The organism is Microbulbifer hydrolyticus, assembly GCF_009931115.1.
Taxonomy (GTDB): Bacteria; Pseudomonadota; Gammaproteobacteria; order Pseudomonadales; family Cellvibrionaceae; genus Microbulbifer; species Microbulbifer hydrolyticus.
Genome location: NZ_CP047491.1, coordinates 1,405,106 through 1,423,051, shown reverse-complemented (window position 1 = coordinate 1,423,051; position 17,946 = coordinate 1,405,106). Strand labels below are relative to the sequence as shown.

15 protein-coding genes are annotated in these 17,946 nt (G+C 57.3%); 3 read left to right on the top strand and 12 right to left on the bottom strand.

All coding sequences use genetic code 11. The features are described 5' to 3' along the window. The first annotated feature begins 117 nt into the window (after positions 1-117). A complete protein-coding gene (locus GTQ55_RS05990; protein WP_161857910.1) occupies positions 118-1,155 on the top strand; it encodes an integron integrase in 1,038 nt (345 codons plus the stop codon). A 93-nt stretch (positions 1,156-1,248) separates the two neighbouring features. Here the strand turns inward: GTQ55_RS05990 and groL are convergent, their stop codons facing one another. From groL to GTQ55_RS05975, 3 genes are all read right to left on the bottom strand, one after another. Continuing rightward, a complete protein-coding gene (groL, locus tag GTQ55_RS05985; protein ID WP_161857909.1) occupies positions 1,249-2,889 on the bottom strand; it encodes a chaperonin GroEL in 1,641 nt (546 codons plus the stop codon). A 47-nt stretch (positions 2,890-2,936) separates the two neighbouring features. Beyond that, positions 2,937-3,230 (bottom strand): co-chaperone GroES, encoded by a 294-nt coding sequence (locus tag GTQ55_RS05980; RefSeq protein WP_161857908.1) that lies wholly within the window; start codon positions 3,228-3,230, stop codon positions 2,937-2,939. Positions 3,231-3,484: 254 nt separating this feature from the next. Then, positions 3,485-3,973, bottom strand: a complete 489-nt coding sequence (locus GTQ55_RS05975) for an FxsA family protein (protein ID WP_161857907.1) — start codon at positions 3,971-3,973, stop codon at positions 3,485-3,487. Positions 3,974-4,274: 301 nt separating this feature from the next. Here GTQ55_RS05975 and cfa point away from each other — a divergent pair, with 301 nt between their 5' ends. Continuing rightward, positions 4,275-5,336: a cyclopropane fatty acyl phospholipid synthase gene (gene cfa, locus GTQ55_RS05970; RefSeq protein WP_375791550.1), complete on the top strand. Its 1,062-nt coding sequence runs from the start codon at positions 4,275-4,277 to the stop codon at positions 5,334-5,336. 105 nt (positions 5,337-5,441) lie between these two features. Here the strand turns inward: cfa and GTQ55_RS05965 are convergent, their stop codons facing one another. Together GTQ55_RS05965 and GTQ55_RS05960 are read right to left on the bottom strand one after the other, a co-directional pair. After that, positions 5,442-6,203 (bottom strand): SDR family oxidoreductase, encoded by a 762-nt coding sequence (locus GTQ55_RS05965; protein WP_161857905.1) that lies wholly within the window; start codon positions 6,201-6,203, stop codon positions 5,442-5,444. Between the two features lie 45 nt (positions 6,204-6,248). After that, positions 6,249-7,328 carry a DUF481 domain-containing protein gene (locus GTQ55_RS05960; protein WP_161857904.1) on the bottom strand — a complete coding sequence of 360 codons (1,080 nt, stop codon included), beginning with the start codon at positions 7,326-7,328 and terminating at the stop codon, positions 6,249-6,251. A gap of 80 nt (positions 7,329-7,408) precedes the next feature. On the opposite strand from GTQ55_RS05960, the gene GTQ55_RS05955 reads away from it, so the two are divergent. After that, positions 7,409-7,738: an MGMT family protein gene (locus GTQ55_RS05955; RefSeq protein WP_237567849.1), complete on the top strand. Its 330-nt coding sequence runs from the start codon at positions 7,409-7,411 to the stop codon at positions 7,736-7,738. Between the two features lie 10 nt (positions 7,739-7,748). Here the strand turns inward: GTQ55_RS05955 and GTQ55_RS05950 are convergent, their stop codons facing one another. The 7 genes from GTQ55_RS05950 to GTQ55_RS05920 all read right to left on the bottom strand — a co-directional run bounded on the left by GTQ55_RS05950 (position 7,749) and on the right by GTQ55_RS05920 (position 17,929). Continuing rightward, complete coding sequence (locus GTQ55_RS05950) at positions 7,749-9,110, bottom strand: AmpG family muropeptide MFS transporter (RefSeq protein WP_161857902.1); 1,362 nt, start codon at positions 9,108-9,110, stop codon at positions 7,749-7,751. A gap of 59 nt (positions 9,111-9,169) precedes the next feature. Continuing rightward, on the bottom strand, positions 9,170-9,682 hold the full coding sequence (locus GTQ55_RS05945) for a YbhB/YbcL family Raf kinase inhibitor-like protein (protein WP_272927891.1): 513 nt from the start codon (positions 9,680-9,682) through the stop codon (positions 9,170-9,172). 171 nt (positions 9,683-9,853) lie between these two features. Then, positions 9,854-10,858, bottom strand: coding sequence for a threonine ammonia-lyase (locus tag GTQ55_RS05940; RefSeq protein WP_237567848.1), 1,005 nt, complete (start codon positions 10,856-10,858; stop codon positions 9,854-9,856). Positions 10,859-10,926: 68 nt separating this feature from the next. Next, positions 10,927-11,856, bottom strand: a complete 930-nt coding sequence (gene ampE, locus GTQ55_RS05935) for a regulatory signaling modulator protein AmpE (protein WP_161857900.1) — start codon at positions 11,854-11,856, stop codon at positions 10,927-10,929. 80 nt (positions 11,857-11,936) lie between these two features. After that, positions 11,937-12,512: a 1,6-anhydro-N-acetylmuramyl-L-alanine amidase AmpD gene (ampD, locus tag GTQ55_RS05930; RefSeq protein ID WP_161857899.1), complete on the bottom strand. Its 576-nt coding sequence runs from the start codon at positions 12,510-12,512 to the stop codon at positions 11,937-11,939. 182 nt (positions 12,513-12,694) lie between these two features. Next, positions 12,695-15,013, bottom strand: a complete 2,319-nt coding sequence (locus GTQ55_RS05925) for a DUF1631 domain-containing protein (RefSeq protein ID WP_237567847.1) — start codon at positions 15,011-15,013, stop codon at positions 12,695-12,697. Positions 15,014-15,610: 597 nt separating this feature from the next. After that, a complete protein-coding gene (locus tag GTQ55_RS05920; protein WP_161857897.1) occupies positions 15,611-17,929 on the bottom strand; it encodes a DUF1631 domain-containing protein in 2,319 nt (772 codons plus the stop codon). Positions 17,930-17,946: the final 17 nt, after the last annotated feature.

The window sequence follows — 17,946 nt, the reverse complement described above, 5'->3', positions numbered from 1 at the left end:
AATCAATAACTTAGACTACTTTATTCCGTGCACACAAGCCATAGGCTTCTGAATCCGGTATTGACTCATTAAATACAGACCACTACTGTATATAAAAACAGTTAAGCTGGTTGCAAAATGGACAATATCAGGCAAAGGATTCCCACACGACCCGTTCGTTTTTTAGACAAGCTCCGGTTACACATGCGAGATGCGGGGCTGGCTTATACGACTGAGCGAACTTACATCCATTGGATTAAGCGTTTTATTCTTTTCCATCAGAAGCGACATCCTCAGGAGATGGGGGCACCAGAGGTCGAGCACTTTTTAACGCACCTCTCTGAGGTTCGTGATTGCTCGGTGGGGACACAGCGCATTGTGCTTAATGCTCTGGTTTATCTGTTTACGCGCTTCCTAAATAAGGACTTAAGCGGACTGTCTTTTACCCAGGCGAGGCGGCCACGACGATTACCAGTTGTATATAGCCGTGCAGAAATTGCATCTATTCTTTGCCACTTGTCCGGTGCCGCACGGTTACGCGTGCAGTTACTTTACGGTGGAGGGCTTCGTTCGGCGGAACTGTTGTCTTTGCGAGTCAAGGACCTGGACTTCGACAGCAATAATATTTTTGTTCGAGCAGGTAAAGGAAACAAAGATCGCACAACGATTTTGCCACAGGGCCTCGTTCCGGATATACGGCGGCAAATCGAGCGTGTGCGTATTCTTCATGAGCAGGACGTGGCAGATGGCGTTGGCGAGGTTTACCTCCCTGATGCGCTAGCGCGCAAGTTCCCAAATGCCGCAAAGGAGCTAGCGTGGCAGTACTTGTTCCCCGCTTCCCAGGTTGGCCCTTGCCCGCGCACGGGAGTGGTCCGGCGGCATCATCTACATCCAACCGCTCTGGCAAAGCAGATTCGGCGTGCTGTGAAGGCTGCAGGTATTCACAAGCCCGCACGGGCCCATGCTTTTCGGCATAGCTTTGCCACCCATTTGCTGGAGTCAGGATACGACCTTCGGACCATTCAAGAATTATTGGGGCATTCAGATATTAGCATCACAGAAATCTATACCCATGTGGTAAACCGGGGAAGTAAGGGCGTACTCAGCCCTATGGATACTCTTGATCCTGGCAATAGCATAAGAGAGTCCACACCGGTTTATCGGATCGCGTCTTAGCTGCCTGTATATTTGATAGCTGGTGATAGCTGGCAAGACATAAAAAAACCCCGCCGAAGCGGGGTTTTTTATTGGATTGGCTGGTAGGCCGGCTTACATCATGCCGCCCATGCCACCCATTCCGCCCATGCCACCCATGTCAGGTGCAGCCGGCTTGTCTTCCGGAATGTCTGCAACCATGGCTTCGGTGGTGATCATCAGGCCAGCGATAGAGGCGGCCGCCTGCAGTGCAGAGCGGGTTACTTTGGCGGGGTCGAGGATACCCATTTCCAGCATATCGCCGTATTCACCTGTACCAGCGTTGTAACCGAAGTTGCCTTTACCCTGCTTCACTTTGTCTACAACAACGGAAGCTTCGTCACCGGCATTGGTAACGATCTGACGCAGCGGCATTTCCATCGCACGCAATGCAGCGGCAATACCGTGGTTCTGGTCTTCGTTGTCGCCAGTGACGGAGATCGCCTGGGTAGCACGAACCAGCGCGGTACCACCGCCAGGAACCACGCCTTCTTCTACTGCAGCACGGGTAGCATGCAGGGCGTCTTCTACGCGGGCTTTCTTTTCTTTCATTTCGACTTCGGTGGCAGCGCCAACTTTGATTACCGCAACACCACCAGCCAGCTTGGCTACGCGCTCTTGCAGTTTCTCTTTATCGTAGTCGGAAGAAGATTCTTCGATCTGGGCACGGATCTGCTTAACACGCGCTTCGATGTCGCCGACATCACCAGCGCCATCAACGATCACGGTGTTTTCTTTGGACAGGGTCACGCGCTTGGCGGTGCCCAGGTGTTCCAGGGTGGTAGCTTCCAGTTCCAGGCCAACTTCTTCGGAAATCACGGTGCCGCCGGTCAGGATGGCAATGTCCTGCAGCATGGCTTTACGACGGTCGCCGAAGCCGGGAGCCTTCACCGCAGCTACTTTCACGATTCCGCGCATGCTGTTTACAACCAGAGTGGCCAGCGCTTCGCCTTCCACGTCTTCGGCGACAATCAGCAGCGGCTTGGAAGCCTTGGCTACCTGCTCCAGCAGCGGCAGCAGATCGCGAATGTTGGAGATCTTTTTATCAACCAGCAGGATGAACGGGCTGTCCAGCTCCGCAGTCATGTTTTCCTGGTTGGTGATGAAGTACGGAGACAGGTAGCCGCGGTCGAACTGCATACCTTCTACAACGTCCAGTTCATTTTCCAGGGACTGGCCTTCTTCAACGGTGATCACACCTTCTTTGCCCACCTTCTCCATCGCTTCGGCGATGATGGTGCCAACGTGCTCGTCGCTGTTCGCAGAGATGGTGCCTACCTGGGCGATAGACTTGCTGTCGGCACAGGGGGTCGCCAGACTGGCGATGTGTGCAACGGCAGCAGTAACCGCTTTGTCGATGCCGCGCTTGAGGTCCATCGGGTTGAAGCCAGCCGCTACGGACTTGAGGCCTTCGGTCACGATGGCCTGGGCCAGTACGGTCGCAGTGGTGGTGCCGTCACCTGCGGTGTCGGAAGCCTTGGAGGCAACCTCTTTCACCATCTGGGCACCCATGTTTTCGAACTTGTCTTTCAGTTCGATCTCTTTGGCGACAGATACCCCGTCTTTGGTGACGGTCGGTGCGCCAAAGGACTTGTCCAGTACCACGTTACGGCCTTTGGGGCCCAGGGTGGTTTTTACTGCGTCGGCCAGGATGTTTACGCCGTTCAGCATTTTCTGGCGAGCGTCGTCACCAAATTTAACGTCTTTTGCAGCCATGGTCTTTTATTCCTCAATTCTGCTCGTGGTTGTCCTGTACCGGGGCCTTAGCCCTCCAGTACACCGTAGATGTCGCCTTCGCTCATGATGATCAGCTCTTCGCCGTCCATCTTGAGGGTGTTGCTGTCGGCATAACGGCCGAATACCACGGTGTCACCGACTTTGACAGACAGTGCGCGCACATCGCCGTTATCCAGCAATTTGCCTTCGCCAACGGCAACCACTTCGCCCTGATTCGGCTTTTCTTTCGCAGCGCCCGGCAGCACGATACCGCCAGCGGATTTCGCTTCTTCTTCCTTACGGCGTACTACGACGCGGTCGTGTAAAGGACGAATTTTCATGGATTTGCTCTCCATTGAGTTATTTAGGGTTGCAATAACAAGTGGCTTGGGCCCTTGTGGCCCGGGAGCCTGCCCGCATCCCCGTAAGGAAGCTGGGCAAAAACCAGATGTGAACCCTATCTGAGGGCGCGAATATGGATTTCAACAGCGGGAGGTGAAAAAAGTGAAGGGAGATTGGAGTGAGATTGATGGAAGCCGGTGGCGAGGAATGGGCACCGGCAGACGCGGCTGTTTTTTATACAGCTGCATGGAGCTCAGTCACGGTCTTTGCGGTCTTCACGCTCGTAATCCCCTTCGATCACATCGTGTGCGCCGGGCTGGCGATCCGGCTGGGGCCCCTGCCCCGGATGCTGGCCAGCCCCGGTATACCGACCGTAGCTCGAGGTCTGGATCACCACGACCCGGCTCAGCAGCTTGCCGAGGATCAGCTGCCGCAGCCCCGGAATCAGGCACGCGAAGCCGATGGCGTCGGTGACAAAGCCCGGGGTCAGCAGTAGCGCTCCACCTACCGCAAGAAAGATACCCTCGGCCATTTCCCGCGCGGGCATTTCCCCGGCCTGCATCTTCTGTTGCGCACGCATGACGGTGGAAATCCCCTGCCGGCGCAACAACGCGAGGCCAACAACGGCGGTCAGCAATACCAGGCCTATCGTGGGGAGCGCGCCAATCTGCTGCCCGACACTGATCAGAACCCACATCTCCAGAATCGGCATGACGATGAACAGGATGAGCAATGGGCGCATGGGAGGCTCCGCAGTTGGGATCAGCCAATGTCACCCACCACTCGGGCAAAACTGATCTTTTCCATTATGATTACTGACGATGTTGTACAAAACAATGCTTATAAAGCAGTTGTTGAAAGACCTGAAGCGGCAACCGCCGCAGGCAGGATTCAGGTTCGCAGTGTAGCCACTCTCCAATGTGACGCGCAAATCGGCGTCAGCTACCCGGGAGCCCAATATGGACAGCAACAGCAGTTCGCCGCATACCGCCAGCATTGCCCGTTCGCGGCATTTTCTCGATGACCTTCTCGCCACCGCCGATGTGCGTATCAATGGCAGTCGCCCGTGGGACATGCAGCTACACCGCAATCGTGCGCTCGATGAAATCGTCGCCAGGGGCAGCCTCGGCCTCGGCGAGACCTACATGCGCGGTGACTGGTCAGTGCCGGCGCTGGACCAGTTTTTCTTCCATCTCCTTCGCGCGGACCTGCACACCAGAATCCAGCCACTCCGTAACCTCTGGCGTATCGCCCGATCGTATCTGGTCAACCTGCAGAGCCGCAGCCGGGCATTTCAGGTGGCGGAGCGACATTACGACCTCGGCAACGATTTCTATCAATGCATGCTCGACAGTCGCATGACATACAGTTGTGGTTACTGGCGAGAGGCGAAGGACCTGGAACAGGCTCAGGCTGCCAAGCTGGACCTGATTTGTCGCAAACTGGACCTCAAGCCCGGCATGCGCTTACTGGATATCGGCTGTGGCTGGGGCAGCCTGGTGAGCTATGCCGCAGAGCATTATGGGGTGGAGTGCGTGGGTGTAAGTGTTTCCCGTGAGCAGTGCCGTTATATCGAGGAGCGCTATGCTCAACTGCCGATTACCGTGCACCTTAGGGATTACCGCTCGCTCGACGAGCCCTTCGACCGTATCGCCAGCGTCGGTATGTTCGAACACGTTGGCCGCAAGAATCACCGCACGTTCATGCAGGTAGCCCGGCGATGCCTGAAGGACAATGGGCGTCTGCTACTACATACCATCGGCAAGAACCAACGCCGCTCAACCACCGATGCCTGGATCGAAAAATACATTTTCCCCAACGGTGAGCTGCCCTCGACCGGTCAGATCTGCGACAGCGCGGAACAGCTGTTAATCGAGGAAGATCTGCATAATTTCGGCTGCGACTACGACAAGACACTCATGGCGTGGCACCGGAACTTTGAAAACCACTGGGACAGGTTTGCGGAAAAGTTTGACCGGCAGTTTTATCGCATGTGGCGATACTACCTGCTGTCTTGCGCCGGCGCTTTCCGCGCACGGCATATCCAGCTCTGGCAGTGGATATTCTCGAGGAAGCTGGAGGGCGGTGTGGAGCGCGTAGTATGAGAGCGCACCCGGCGAATTGATAGCGGACGGACAGATTCAGCGACCAGAAACGTAAAAGGCGAGCCCGTGGGCTCGCCTTTTCAATGATCGCCGGACCTGATCGGCCTACATGCGCGCGCCGCCGTCGATTTCCACTACCCGCCCCGTGAGATAGTCGTTGTCGATAATGAAAGCAACGGTGCTGGCAATCTCGTCCGGCTCGCCGATACGGCGCAGCGGGACCTGCTTCACCAGCCCTTCGAGAATTTCCGGGCGCATCTGCGCCACCATGTCGGTACCAATAAAGCCCGGCGCAATGGCCGCGACCCGGATACCATAACGTGCCAATTCCCGCGCCCAGGTAACGGTCATGGTGGCCACACCGGCTTTCGACGCCGAATAGTTGGTCTGCCCCATATTGCCGGCACGGGAGACGCTGGAGATATTGACGATCACGCCACCAGTGCCTTTTTCCGCCATGGCGGCAGCGGCGGCTCGCGTGCACAGGAACACGCCCGTCAGGTTTACGTCGATCACCGATTGCCACTGGGCCAGCGACATACGCTCGGCAACCTTGCCGTCTTTGACTTTGAGCAACATGCCATCGCGCATGATGCCGGCGTTATTGACCAGTACATCCAGCCCGCCAAAGTCGGCGACGATCTGGGCAAAGCCGTTATCAACCGCTTCCTCGTCGGCAACATTGATCACATAGCTGCGTGCTTCCGCACCTAGGCCACTACAGGCCGCGACGCTTTGGTCGAGCAGCTCCTGATTGACATCGATCAGCGCGAGACGCGCACCGCGCCCGGCAAGATACTCGGCCATGCTCCGGCCCAAACCCTGGCCGGCACCCGTGATCGCGATAACGCTGTCTGTAACCTGCATGAATACCTCAAAAATTTAATCTGTCAGGTGAAAACCGGCTGTGTGCTACCAGGAGTAACCAACGCCGATGGTCAGTTTGGTGTCTTCTTTTTCGCTGTCCAGAGACGGCGTGTTGTCGTACTGCCACGCGTATTTGACTTCCATAAGGACGCCTTTTACCAGCGGTGTGCGAACACCAATTTCCGCATTGCTCTGGTAGTCCTCACTGCGATCCAGGGATTGCAGCAGTTCCTGGTTGTAATAAACCTCTGGCCCAAGATTGAACTTATACCGGAAGTCCCACGCCGTCCGGCCCGCAGCGTAGCGCTTGCTGGGATCTTCGCTCAGGCTCGGGTCAATATAATCTTCTTTCAGGCTACTCACACCGCCCTGGATGGAAAAGGCTGATTTATCGGTATCAAAAAACAGGTAACCGAGGCCGAGACCGACGGTGGAGCCGAGATCAAGATTGCGCGCCTCTTCGTGCAACAAAGAGCTGTTGCCGGCGGCAAACCACTTCTCGGCAAAAATCCAGCGCAGGTCGTAGCTCAGCCGGTATTTTTCCAGATCGTCCACTTCGGTACTGTTCTGGTTCTGGTACTGGGTGCCGATCAGATGGTGGAAGTCACCGTGGCGCACGTCGAAGTTGGTGTTGATATCCCAGTCTTCACGCTCGCGGTTGCCCTCTTCAAAAACACCAGAGGCCGCGACATTGCCGCGGAAGATGACCGGGTTACCGACGAAGTTGATGTAAGGCTCTGCACGATCAATCGCCGGAAAGTCCATCACCCAACCGGAGCCTTCGTCACAGTACAGCTCCCACTGCTGGCGGCGGTGACCCGCAAGCGCGCAGGGTTCATCCCGGCCGGCGATCTTCAGGTCCTTATCAGTCTCCAGTGAGAGGATTTTCTCTTTGGCTACGGTAATATCTCCGAAGGTTTCTGACTTCCAGATTACATTGTCCCGTTCAACAACCACCAGTTCCCCGTATATACGGTCACCGTTGGTAAGGCTCAATACACCGGCGCCGGCATAGGACGCGGATACAGCGAGAGCCGCGGCGACCAGGCCGCCAATGAACCTGGGCGCAGCGCGCCAACTCGAGAGAATACGGAAAGAAAAAGTACTGGGTACAGCAGAAAGCACGAAACAACCTTTCGATAGCCTGGATTTATTACTGAAAACCGACCCATAAACCAAAAAGCATGGCGAGACCGGATTTACAATTGAGTCATCTACAGCATGAAAAAATAGAGGGGCATGATGCCACAAGTCGCATCTGCCTTGCACTTGCCCACGTCCCACCGGGACGAGTCGTTACCTACGGCGGACTGGCAGAACTGGCGGGGCTACCTCGGGCGGCGAGACTGGTTGGCCAGACCCTGAGGAAGCTCCCCAAAGACACCAAGCTTCCCTGGCACCGGGTCGTCAATGCGCAGGGGAGGATTTCTATCCCGGAACCGGGATACCAGAGACAGAAACGCAGACTGGAGGACGAGGGGATAACTCTGGTGCGCGGCAAGGTCGACCTGGAACGATTTCGCTGGCAGCCGTGACGCGGTGCTACTAACTGGTCGTCGGTTCACCTTCCGCTGTCGTGCGGCGATCTCGCCACCAGACATACACCGCCAACAGGATCGCCGGTATCCCGAGAACCGCGGCATAGGTGAAAAACATGGAGTACCCCTGTGTATCCACCACGATCCCGGAGAACGCACTGATAAACTTGCCTGGCAGTGTCATCAGAGAGCTGAACAGCGCATATTGGGTAGCCGTGTATTCCTGATTGACCAGGCTCGACAGGTAGGCGATGAACACCGTATTGGAAATTCCGGCGCTGATGTTATCGGCGCTGATCACGATAGCCAGCCAGTTCTTTTCCGGCCCGATCTGGGCCATATATGCAAATAGAAGATTGGTCGCCGCAACCATCACTGCACCGAGGATCAACGGGCGCAAAATACCGTAGTGAACGACGAGCAACCCACCGAGGTAAGCCCCGAGAATTGAAAAGAAGAAACCAAAGACCTTAACGATCTGAAAAATGTCTGTTTTCGAAAAGCCCAGATCCAGGTAAAACGGGTTAGCCATTACGCCCATGGCAAGGTCACTGATGCGATAAATACCGATCAGCAACAACAGGATCAGTGCGAAGCGACCATTGCGTTTGAAGAAATCAATGACTGGGCAGACGACCGCTTTTACAAACCACTCTTTGAGGCCACTGTGCTCACCGGAACCCCAGATGCGCTCTATCCAGGCACGTTCAAACGGCTTGGCCAACTCTGCTGCCTTGGCATGATCCGGTTCGGCAACCAGTAGAGTGGTGATAATACCCACCCCCATCAGCGCCGCCATACTGAGGTACGAGGTCGACCAGTCCGCGATGTCGGCAATGTACAATGCCCCCCCACCGGCTACCAGCAACGCCACCCGGTACCCGAATACATAATTGGCAGCCATGGCGCCTTGGAGCTCTTCACTGGCGGATTCAATCCGAAACGCATCAACCACGACATCCTGAGACGCGGCGCAAAAGGCAACCGCCACGGATATCAGGGCAATTTTCGTCAGGGCAAGCTGTGGATTCAGATTGGCAAGAGAAAGCAGACAAAGGGCAATTCCCAGTTGCGACAAAAGCAGCCAGCTGCGGCGTTTTCCCAGCTTGCCGGTAAAGAACGGAATACGCAGGTGGTCGATAACCGGCGCCCAGGCAAACTTGATTGAATAAGTAAGGCCAACCAGGGCAAAGAAACCGATTGTGGTCCGGCTCACACCATAATCGGTGAGCCACGCGGCCAATGTCGAAAATACCAACAGAAATGGCAAACCGGCGGAAAAACCCAGAAAAAACATCGCCAGCACTTTCGGCCGGGAGTAAACCTTGAGCGCTTCTCCCCAAGTCACCTTTTGCTTTTGCTCTTGCATGGGCAGGCTTTGCTTCCTTTTATTGGCTTGCCTGGAGTCAATCCCGGGAGAACCCGGGGTTAACGACCGTATTTCACTTCCAGCTGTGCTTCCGCCAGTTTATTGGCATTAATTTGATACGCCACCATGGCCGCTGGCGTAGCTTGATCCAGCTTCAACTGGTCCACTTTGAGTGCATATACCCGGAATTGATAGCGGTGATCGCCATGTCCCTCTGGGGGACAGGCACCTCCGTACCCGGGGCTCCCAAAATCGGTGCGGCTCTGTATTGCCTCAGGGATCAGGCCCGACTTGGGGTCACCCGCACCCTCGGGAAGGGACGTCACGTCCGCGGGAATATTGAAGACAACCCAGTGCCACCAACCACTGCCCGTGGGGGCATCCGGATCATGCATCACGACCGCAAAGCTACGGGTACCTTGCGGTGCCCCCTGCCAGTGGAGCTCGGGGGAAATGTTTTCGCCACTGCAGCCGAACCCGTAGAACAACTGCGCCCTGGCCATGCGGCCACCGTCCTCCAGCGTGTTGGACGCCAACTGGAAGGTTTCTGCACGCGCATTTGGGGCAGCCACTGTGGAAATCATCGTCAAAACGATCGACACCCAGAGTGCAGCCAACAGTGTAGCAGGCCGCCTGACCGCACCTGCAACCTCGCTGTACATCCTGTTCCGCGCCATGTCCCTGTTCATCACTCCCATTTCCTGTTCTTTGGTTTCCCGCGGGCTCAAACGCCGCTCGACACTCTATAGGCTACCGGCGACAAGTTTCGCTGCGGCCCCAATATCCATATTCCCTCCGGTCAGCACCACGACAACCCGCTTGTTGCGAAACCGGGCCGGGTGCGCCATCACCGCCGCCAGCCCAACGGCTGCAGACGGCTCAACGAACTGCTTGGTTCGTTGCCACAGGTATTCCAGCGCCTGGCGAATCGCGTCCTCGGTAACCGTCACCACGTCATTCACATGGTCGCGGATCAGCAGGAAGTTTCTCTCCCCCAGTGTTGTCCGCAAGCCATCCGCAATCGTGTTCGGCACCTGCTCGGTAACACGGACTCCACTGCGAAACGAACGCTGTGCATCGTCGGCCCCAGCAGGCTCCGCCCCCAACACTTTCATATCGGGAGCGAGCGCAGAGACCGCCAGCCCAACCCCGGCAAGAAGACCACCGCCGCCTACCGGAGCAACAATGAGGTCCGGCGCAAAGCCCCGCTCCCGGCACTGCGCAACAATTTCCGGGACTACGGTGCCCTGCCCGGCAATAATCCGCGCATCGTCAAATGGCGGAACAACGTGGGCACCGGAAGTCTGCACCAGCGCCTCCAGAGTGGACTCCCGGGCCTGTAGCGTCGGCTCACAGAATACGATTTCTGCACCATAGGCCGCGACTGCGGACTTCTTGACCTGCGGCGCATTCTCCGGCATCACCACCTTGCAGCGCAGCCCTTGCTCGGCGGCGGCCCACGCCAGTGCGGCACCGTGGTTGCCGGAGGAATGTGTCGCCACCAGGTCAGTGCCGGCGGGTAACTGCAGTACCGCATTGGCAGCCCCCCGCGCCTTGAAAGCCCCGACCTTTTGCAGATGTTCACACTTGAAATACAGGTCAGCGCCCAGCAGCTGGTTAAGACCGGACGAGGTCATCAGCGGTGTGCGATGTATACGGCCCGAGATACGCTCGGCAGCCGCAAACACATCGGCGGCCGAGGGCAGGTCCAACCTGCTAAATGAAGTGTCGAAGCTGGCGTCTTTCACACAACCACCGCCTTGGCGCGAGTATCATTGAAAAGAAAGGAGTTGAACCCGGATATACCGTATCCAGATTAGCTGGCAAAGAGACCGTAAAGGGCCATAAGTGTCACCCACATCAGCAGTGCGCGCGACAGCAATGCCTGCATACCCTCAATTTCCGCACCACACAGGCGCTGCCCTTCGCTCACCGCCACACCGGCGCTGCATTCACTGCTGTCGATACCGCCCAGAGCCCCCTCGAGGTAGTACTCCAGCACCTCCTCGGTACCACTATCCTTACACGTCAGGTGATCGCGCCAGGCCCGATAGCATCCGGCAAAATTACCCACTATCGCCAGGGTAAACCCAATCGCCCGCACCGGCAGCCACTCAATCAGCCACAGCCAGCGCGTCGCCAGGGCACGGTCGCCATCGCTGCCCGGCGTCGTGGTGGCTTCCAGAGAGAGCGCTTCAGTGCTGAGCGCCGTTTTTGCCAGGTGGCTGAGCCGGTACAGCATCGCGCCCGGAATGCCCAACAGCAAAAACCAGAAAAGAACGGCAAACAACCGCTCAAAAGCGCGGTAGGCCGCAGCTTTGAAAACCAGCCCGTGCAATGCCTGGCCATCCGAAATACTCTGTGCACGCTCGATATCGGCGGGCTCCAGCAATGGCTCTGCGGCTTTTTTCGCGTCGTCCAGATTTCCCTGATACCAGGCACGCAGGTAGCCTGCCAGGGAATCATTAAAGTTACCCCGCCCAAAGCTGTATAGCAGCACCGGCACGCTCACCAGTAACACGCCCAACCAACCAAGCGCAGCGTCTGCAATCGCCAGTAAAATAGCCGCTCCCATCACCGGCAGCAGTACCACTAGCCCAAAACCGATACCCGGCTTTCCCTGAACCAGCCCGCGGCTATAGATAAAGCCCATCCAGCGGACAAACCAGCCATCCCGGTGCAGCGGGCCGCCCGAACCCCATACCTGCACCAGCGCCAATGCCAACAGCACAATCAAAAGCGCCATAGCGCCCCCCAATTTGTTTTCAATTTATTATTGCGGAGTTGTTAACCAACCCCACCGATCGATAGCCGTAACAGGTGCCTTCAGGCTTCGCGGGACTCCCCCTTTACCCGGTCCAGCTCCTCAAAATACAAATCCCAGTCAAACCCGGGCCCGGGATCCAGCTTTCTGCCGGGCGCAATATCGGAATGTGCAGCGATGCGTGAACGATCGATCGAGGGGTAAGCTTCCATGATAGCGACCGTTACCTCGGCCAGGGATTGATACTGGGCCGGGGTATAGGTGTCTGTGTCCAGCCCTTCAAGTTCAATACCGATGGAGAAATCATTGCAGTTCTCGCGCCCGCAGAATGCCGACTGCCCCGCATGCCAGGCACGCTCGTTGATCGGGACATACTGCGTGACCCGACCATTTCGATCGATCAAAAAATGAGCGGAAACCTGCAGGGTACCGATTTCAGAAAAATAAGGGTGGGCATCGATATCCAGGTGCCCGAGAAAAAACTCGTCGATGTAGGAGCCGCCATACTGCCCCGGCGGCAGGCTGATACTGTGAATCACCAACAGATCCACATCCGCATCGTCGGGACGACTGTTGCAATGCGGACTGGGCACCCGGCGCACGCCGGACAGCCACCCTGATTGAACCTGATATTTCACAAACGCGACCCCAAAGGAATTGAGCAGACCGGTATTTTATGGAAGCGAAGAAGTAACTGCCAATAGCCGCGTCCAATAATGGGTATTCCACCACGCCCGACACCATTTACGCAAAAGGCAGATACGGAAAAGCCGGGATTCCCCCGGCTTTTCATCTGACGCTATGGCTGTTCCGTACGGACTCAGACGCTGATTGCGATTTTGCTCTCACCGCAGTTACCGACCACATACTCCAGAGCCCGCTCAAACAGTGGCCCCTGCTCCAGAGGCATCATCTCCTCGTTGCGCAGTGCCTGGGCCAGTTCCTGGCGTGAGTATACACCCACCTTGGCGCCCTGGCGGTTCACAAACATGAACTGGTCGAGGTCCTTGATGATAGCTGCCAAGCGGCATCGCATCGGGAGTTTTTCCGGGTGGCGCAACAAAAACCAGCTGTCTTTAAGATGGTAGGTCTGTTGCCAGTGGTCGTCGTCCTGCGGCACCGCCTTCGCGCTCGCGGTGTCACCCACTGCAGCCTTGGCAACCACCTCCTGGATTTCGTCCACTTCGGGCAGCGCCTTCACGTTGGCGGGAAGGTCGCGGACCTCATCCACTGGCGCGCCGGGCTCCTCGTCCAGCACTTCCAGCTCCATACCTTCGGCGACCGGGATGGACACAACATTGTCCGCCTCCCGCCGCAGTTCCTGCACCAATCGCTCCCGGGTGCGGCGCTCCCGCTCGGATTCGACGCGCTCACTGAGCTTCTGGCGCTCGCGATACAAGACATCCAATCCGCCCAGAAGACGCTGTTGATCCCCGGCGCTCAAGGCGAGGGATTGCGCTCCCTCCTGCAGGCGCTTTCTGAGATCCGGCAGCAGGTGGCGCATCTTGACACTGCTCTCTGGCATCGGTGCCACAACACTCCAGATCAGGTCCCTGGCGGTGAGCACATTCTGACGCCACAGGCCACTGCCGGTGCCCTCTTTGAGGCATGTGCGGAAGAGTATGCTGCTCCACACCCGAGTCAGCCATTCATGCACGATCTTCGGCAATTTGCGCTCTGCAGTCAGGGCATCGAATACGGCAGCCACCCGGGCCTTGGCCGCTTCGACCCTGGCCGCACCCTGGGCCTCGTCAATCGTGCGCCGCTCCATCACTGCCGCGCGCTTACGCTCGCGTACTGAAAACTCCCGGAAGGACTCCAGCAGGCGGGCGAACACCTGATCATCGTCGTCATATTCTGCCAGCACACCATCCACGATGGCGCTGACTTCCCGGTACAGCGGATCATTCAGGTAGTTTTCGCCCGGCTGCCAGCCGATGGCCGCGTCGGCCATCTCGTTCAGCAATCGCCGCGCGGGATGCCCGCCTTTGCTGAAAAATGCCTTGTCGGCAACGGCCAGCTTGAGCATGGGCAGCTGCAGGCGGATCAGCTGGGCCTTGATGGGCTCCGCCAGGTTGCGATCTTCCAGCATGAAGGAAAACAGCATATCCACCAGGCGGATTACTTCGCTGTCCAGCTCGTGCAGCGAGGCGCTCTGGTTGCTGGCTTTCAGGTGCTCTTGCAGCAGTTCGGTTACATTGATCAGCTGTCCCGCCGGCGCAGATTGCACCGGCAATGACATCTGGAACTGCCCCAGCTGCTGAAACAGAGCCGGCGTCGCCATCGGTGCTGCGCCGGAACCGACGGGCATCAGCCCTGGAGCGAAATTACCGTTGGACGCCATTCCTCCTGTGCCCGCGCCAGCCATAGCAGCGGTGCCGTAGCCGCCCCCAGGGTTTCCCGCGACACCGGGAGCCTGAAAAGCCTGGCCATCTCCATCTGGGGACATCTGCGCCTGCGCGCCTTCGCCTTGCCAGCCGGGGCTAGCCTGTCGCGACGGGCGCCTGCCAGGGCGGTTGCGATGGCGAAGCGGGTCTTCGATGGTGGGCAAAACACCCTGCTCGATCAGCAATCCATTACAGCTGTCATACAGTTCACCCAGCCTGTTCACCAGGTGCAGTTCAAATTTCTTGAACACCGTCATGCGGGCGTGAAGCGCAATGTCTACGTCTTCAAGCGCATCGGCGAAGGCCGCACAAATCGCGGCGGGACCCAGGGGCAGGTTGTCATCGTAGACTTTGCAGGGGAGCAGAGTATCCAGGCGCAGCGACAGCGCGGCGATGGACTCGGCATGGTCACGCTTGACGTTGGAAATCATGGTGCGAATGGCGACCTGCTGCTCCAGGTCCTCATCATTCAACAGTGAAAGGCTCTTCAGGGAAGCTTCACTGACCAGTCCCTCTTCATCCGGATGATCATTGCGCGGTTCGCGGAAGCGCTCTTCCACACCATCACAAAAACCGTCGACGAGATCACCGAGCTCCACCCGCAGGGCGCGGATGGCATGAAATAGCCTATCCTGCTCTTCCTGTTGGTGCGCCTTTTCGGCCATTGTGAACAGGGAATCGTCGACCTGAGCAAATACCTCTTCCGCCCGCGACTGCAGCCACTGGATTGCTTTCTGATTTACAAGATTCACGGTTTTGGATAGTTGCCTTGAGGCTCCGGGGCGAGAAGCCGACTCACGCGTTTTCCCATTCGAAGCACCGCCAGTAATAACAAATAATTCGTTTTTATTCTGATCCATATCGTCCTTGTTCACTGCTCTTTGCCCTCCTGGCATCGATTCAGAGAGTACGCCCTACGGGATTGCCTGCGCCGGCGCCCACGAAATCCAAAACGGGGGCGACCAGAAACAGATTGGCACAGTCAATTGTGTTGCACGGCTTCAGGAACCTTGCCTTGCTACCCGTTACCGCATCGATTCGCTCAAAAAAAGAACAACTAGCGAGTCAATCACCTCGGTTACCGCAAAAAATTAGAACTATTACTCAATATCCTGCAAATAAATGCGACACGCAAGTGCCAAATAGGGCCAATCGCGCTGAAAAAAAGTAGGAATTTAACGAAATGTCAGGTAGGGCGGGACAGGTAGGTGGGCGTCTGCGGGGAACAGTCGGCGGCAAGGTTAATTTACCGCCGAAAGAGGGATTTAGCTGACAAAATCACGTTTTTGCCGGCAAAACTTCAGTGGGCAGGTTCTGCGCGAATGGCAGAACCGCACCCAACGGCGGCGCTAGCTCATTTCGCCACGCGACTTGCGCACCGTGCCGATAACCGACTGCAGCGCACGCTCGAACAACATGCCATCGTCCAGCGGCATCAACTGCGCATTGCGCAGCGCATGCGCGAGCTCGATGCGGGTAAACTCCGCTACTTTGGCACCGTTACGGTTCACGAAAATGAACTGGTCGATATCCTTGATAACTGCAGCGAGACGACAGCGGAACTGCTCCTCGTCACCACGCTTGAGTTCAAACCAGCTGCCCTGGGCAAGGCGGAAGGTCTGCTGCCAGTGCAAGTCATTTTCGGGCAGCGCTTCCACGTCACCGGAGGCCTCCACCGCAAGTTCAGCCTCAGCAACCACCTGCTCCAGCTCTTCCATCTGGGGCAGTTCAACCACCGGCTCCGCACGCTGGACCTGCTCTGCAGCTGTATCCTCAGGAATTGCACGCTCGGCAGCGGGGCGTTCCACCTGCGAAGTGACCGCCTCGGCCTGTTTACTCCGGACTTCTTCGCGCACTTCATCGCGCGCCTTGCGACTGCGCTCCTCGGTAATGCGCTGCGCCAGCGCAAATCGCTCCCGGTACACCTCTTTCAGGCCAGTGAACATGCGTCGCGCGTCAAACGTATTGAGCGAGACAGCCTCGACGCCCGCCTTCAGTCGCTCCTGCAGGGTCGGCAACAGGCCCAGCAATTGCTTACGGCTATCCGGCATGGGCGCATGCACACTCCACACCAGGTCCCGCGCAGTGCGCACGTCGCGACTCCAGCTTTCGCTATCCGTTCCTTCCTTGATACAGGTCAGGAACAGCATATTGGACCAGACTTTCTCCAGCCATTCAGACACAACCGGGGGGAGATCGCGCTCCGCCATCAGAGCGTCCATAACCGCAGCCACCCGGGCTCTTGCCGCCTGGGTTTTCGCTTTACCGTCGGCCTCATCAACAATCCGCCGCTCCAGTTTTTCCGCACGCTTGCGTTCACGCAGAATAAATTCACGGAATGATTCGAGCAGCGTCGAGAATATATTGATGTCCTGGTCGAACTCAGACAGGACTCTGGCGACCACTTCGCTGGTTTTCTTGAACAGCGGATCTGATTCATAGCGGTCTTTGGCCTGCCAACCGGTAGCGGCATCCGCCAGTTCATTCAGCAATTTACGCGCCGGATGCCCGCCCTTGCTGAAAAACGACTTGTCTGCGATAGCCACCTTCAACAGCGGCAACTGCAGGCGGCCAAGTTGGGTTTTGATTGGCTCAGCGAGGTTGCGGTCTTCGAGAATAAAGGAGAACAGCATTTCCACCAGTTTGATGATGTCACTGTCCATCTTTGTCAGCGATGCAGACTGACGCACGTCCACCAGGCGCTGCTGCAGAAGGCTGTTGATATTCAACAGTTGAATCTCACCACCTTCGTAGCTATTCGGAAGGTGGCTCTGCAGCGCTCCAAGGTGGGAAAGCAGGTCATGTGCCGGCATGGGGGCCACACCCGAGCCGAGTGGTACCAGTCCGTGCCCACTCGCAGGAGTGGAACCAGCGGAGGAATAGGTAGCCTGCGTGGAGCCTGAAGGCTGGCCACCCTGCGCGCCGGGGCTTTGCGGAGTCGGCCCCTGGGGAACCGGACGCTGCTGGCGCGCCGCACGACGTTGCTGCTTCAGCGATGGCAGAACTCCATGCTCAACCAAAAGATCGTTGCAATGGTCATAAACATTGCCCAGGTTCGCCATGACATGCTGCTCGAACTTTTTCAGCAAGGTGAGGCGCGCACGAACGTGCATTTCCAGCGGACGGCAGGCTTCCACGAAGGCATCGCAGATGGCATCCGGACCGACGGGGTTGTTCTTGTCGTAAATTTTTACCGAAAGCAGGGTATTCAGGCGCAGGGAGATTTCGGTCAGGGGCTCGGCGAAGTCCCGCTTCGCACTCGCGACCATGGTGTCCACGGCCACCAGCTGCTCCAGATCGTCGTTGTGCACCAGCGACAGGTTGTCCGCCGAATAAGGATCATCCTTTTCGTCAGCGGAAGTTTCGCGCACATGAAAGGCCTGGCCGATATTGTCAGCGAACCGCTCGACAACCTTGCGTCGTTCTACACGCAACAAGCGCAGCGCCTGAAACAGGCCATCCTGCTCGTCCTGGCCATGCGCCTTCTCGGCCATCGCAAACAGTGAGTCATCCACCTTGGCGAATAGCAGTTTGGCCTGCTCTGCGAGCAGTGCCTGCGCCTTATCTCTTACCGCGGTGACGGATGCCGGCAGGCTGGAAGCGCGCTTTGCTTCCCTCCGCTCCTTGTACACACCCTGCAGGGATACCACATTATCGGAGTCTTTCATTGCCATATAGCCTTGTC

Coding starts and splice junctions, on each gene's coding strand:
- GTQ55_RS05990 (WP_161857910.1), top strand. CDS start 118: ATGGACAATATCAGGCAAAGGATTCCCACACGACCCGTTCGTTTTTTA.
- groL (WP_161857909.1), bottom strand. CDS start 2,889: ATGGCTGCAAAAGACGTTAAATTTGGTGACGACGCTCGCCAGAAAATG.
- GTQ55_RS05980 (WP_161857908.1), bottom strand. CDS start 3,230: ATGAAAATTCGTCCTTTACACGACCGCGTCGTAGTACGCCGTAAGGAA.
- GTQ55_RS05975 (WP_161857907.1), bottom strand. CDS start 3,973: ATGCGCCCATTGCTCATCCTGTTCATCGTCATGCCGATTCTGGAGATG.
- GTQ55_RS05965 (WP_161857905.1), bottom strand. CDS start 6,203: ATGCAGGTTACAGACAGCGTTATCGCGATCACGGGTGCCGGCCAGGGT.
- GTQ55_RS05950 (WP_161857902.1), bottom strand. CDS start 9,110: ATGCAAGAGCAAAAGCAAAAGGTGACTTGGGGAGAAGCGCTCAAGGTT.
- ampE (WP_161857900.1), bottom strand. CDS start 11,856: ATGGCGCTTTTGATTGTGCTGTTGGCATTGGCGCTGGTGCAGGTATGG.
- GTQ55_RS05920 (WP_161857897.1), bottom strand. CDS start 17,929: ATGAAAGACTCCGATAATGTGGTATCCCTGCAGGGTGTGTACAAGGAG.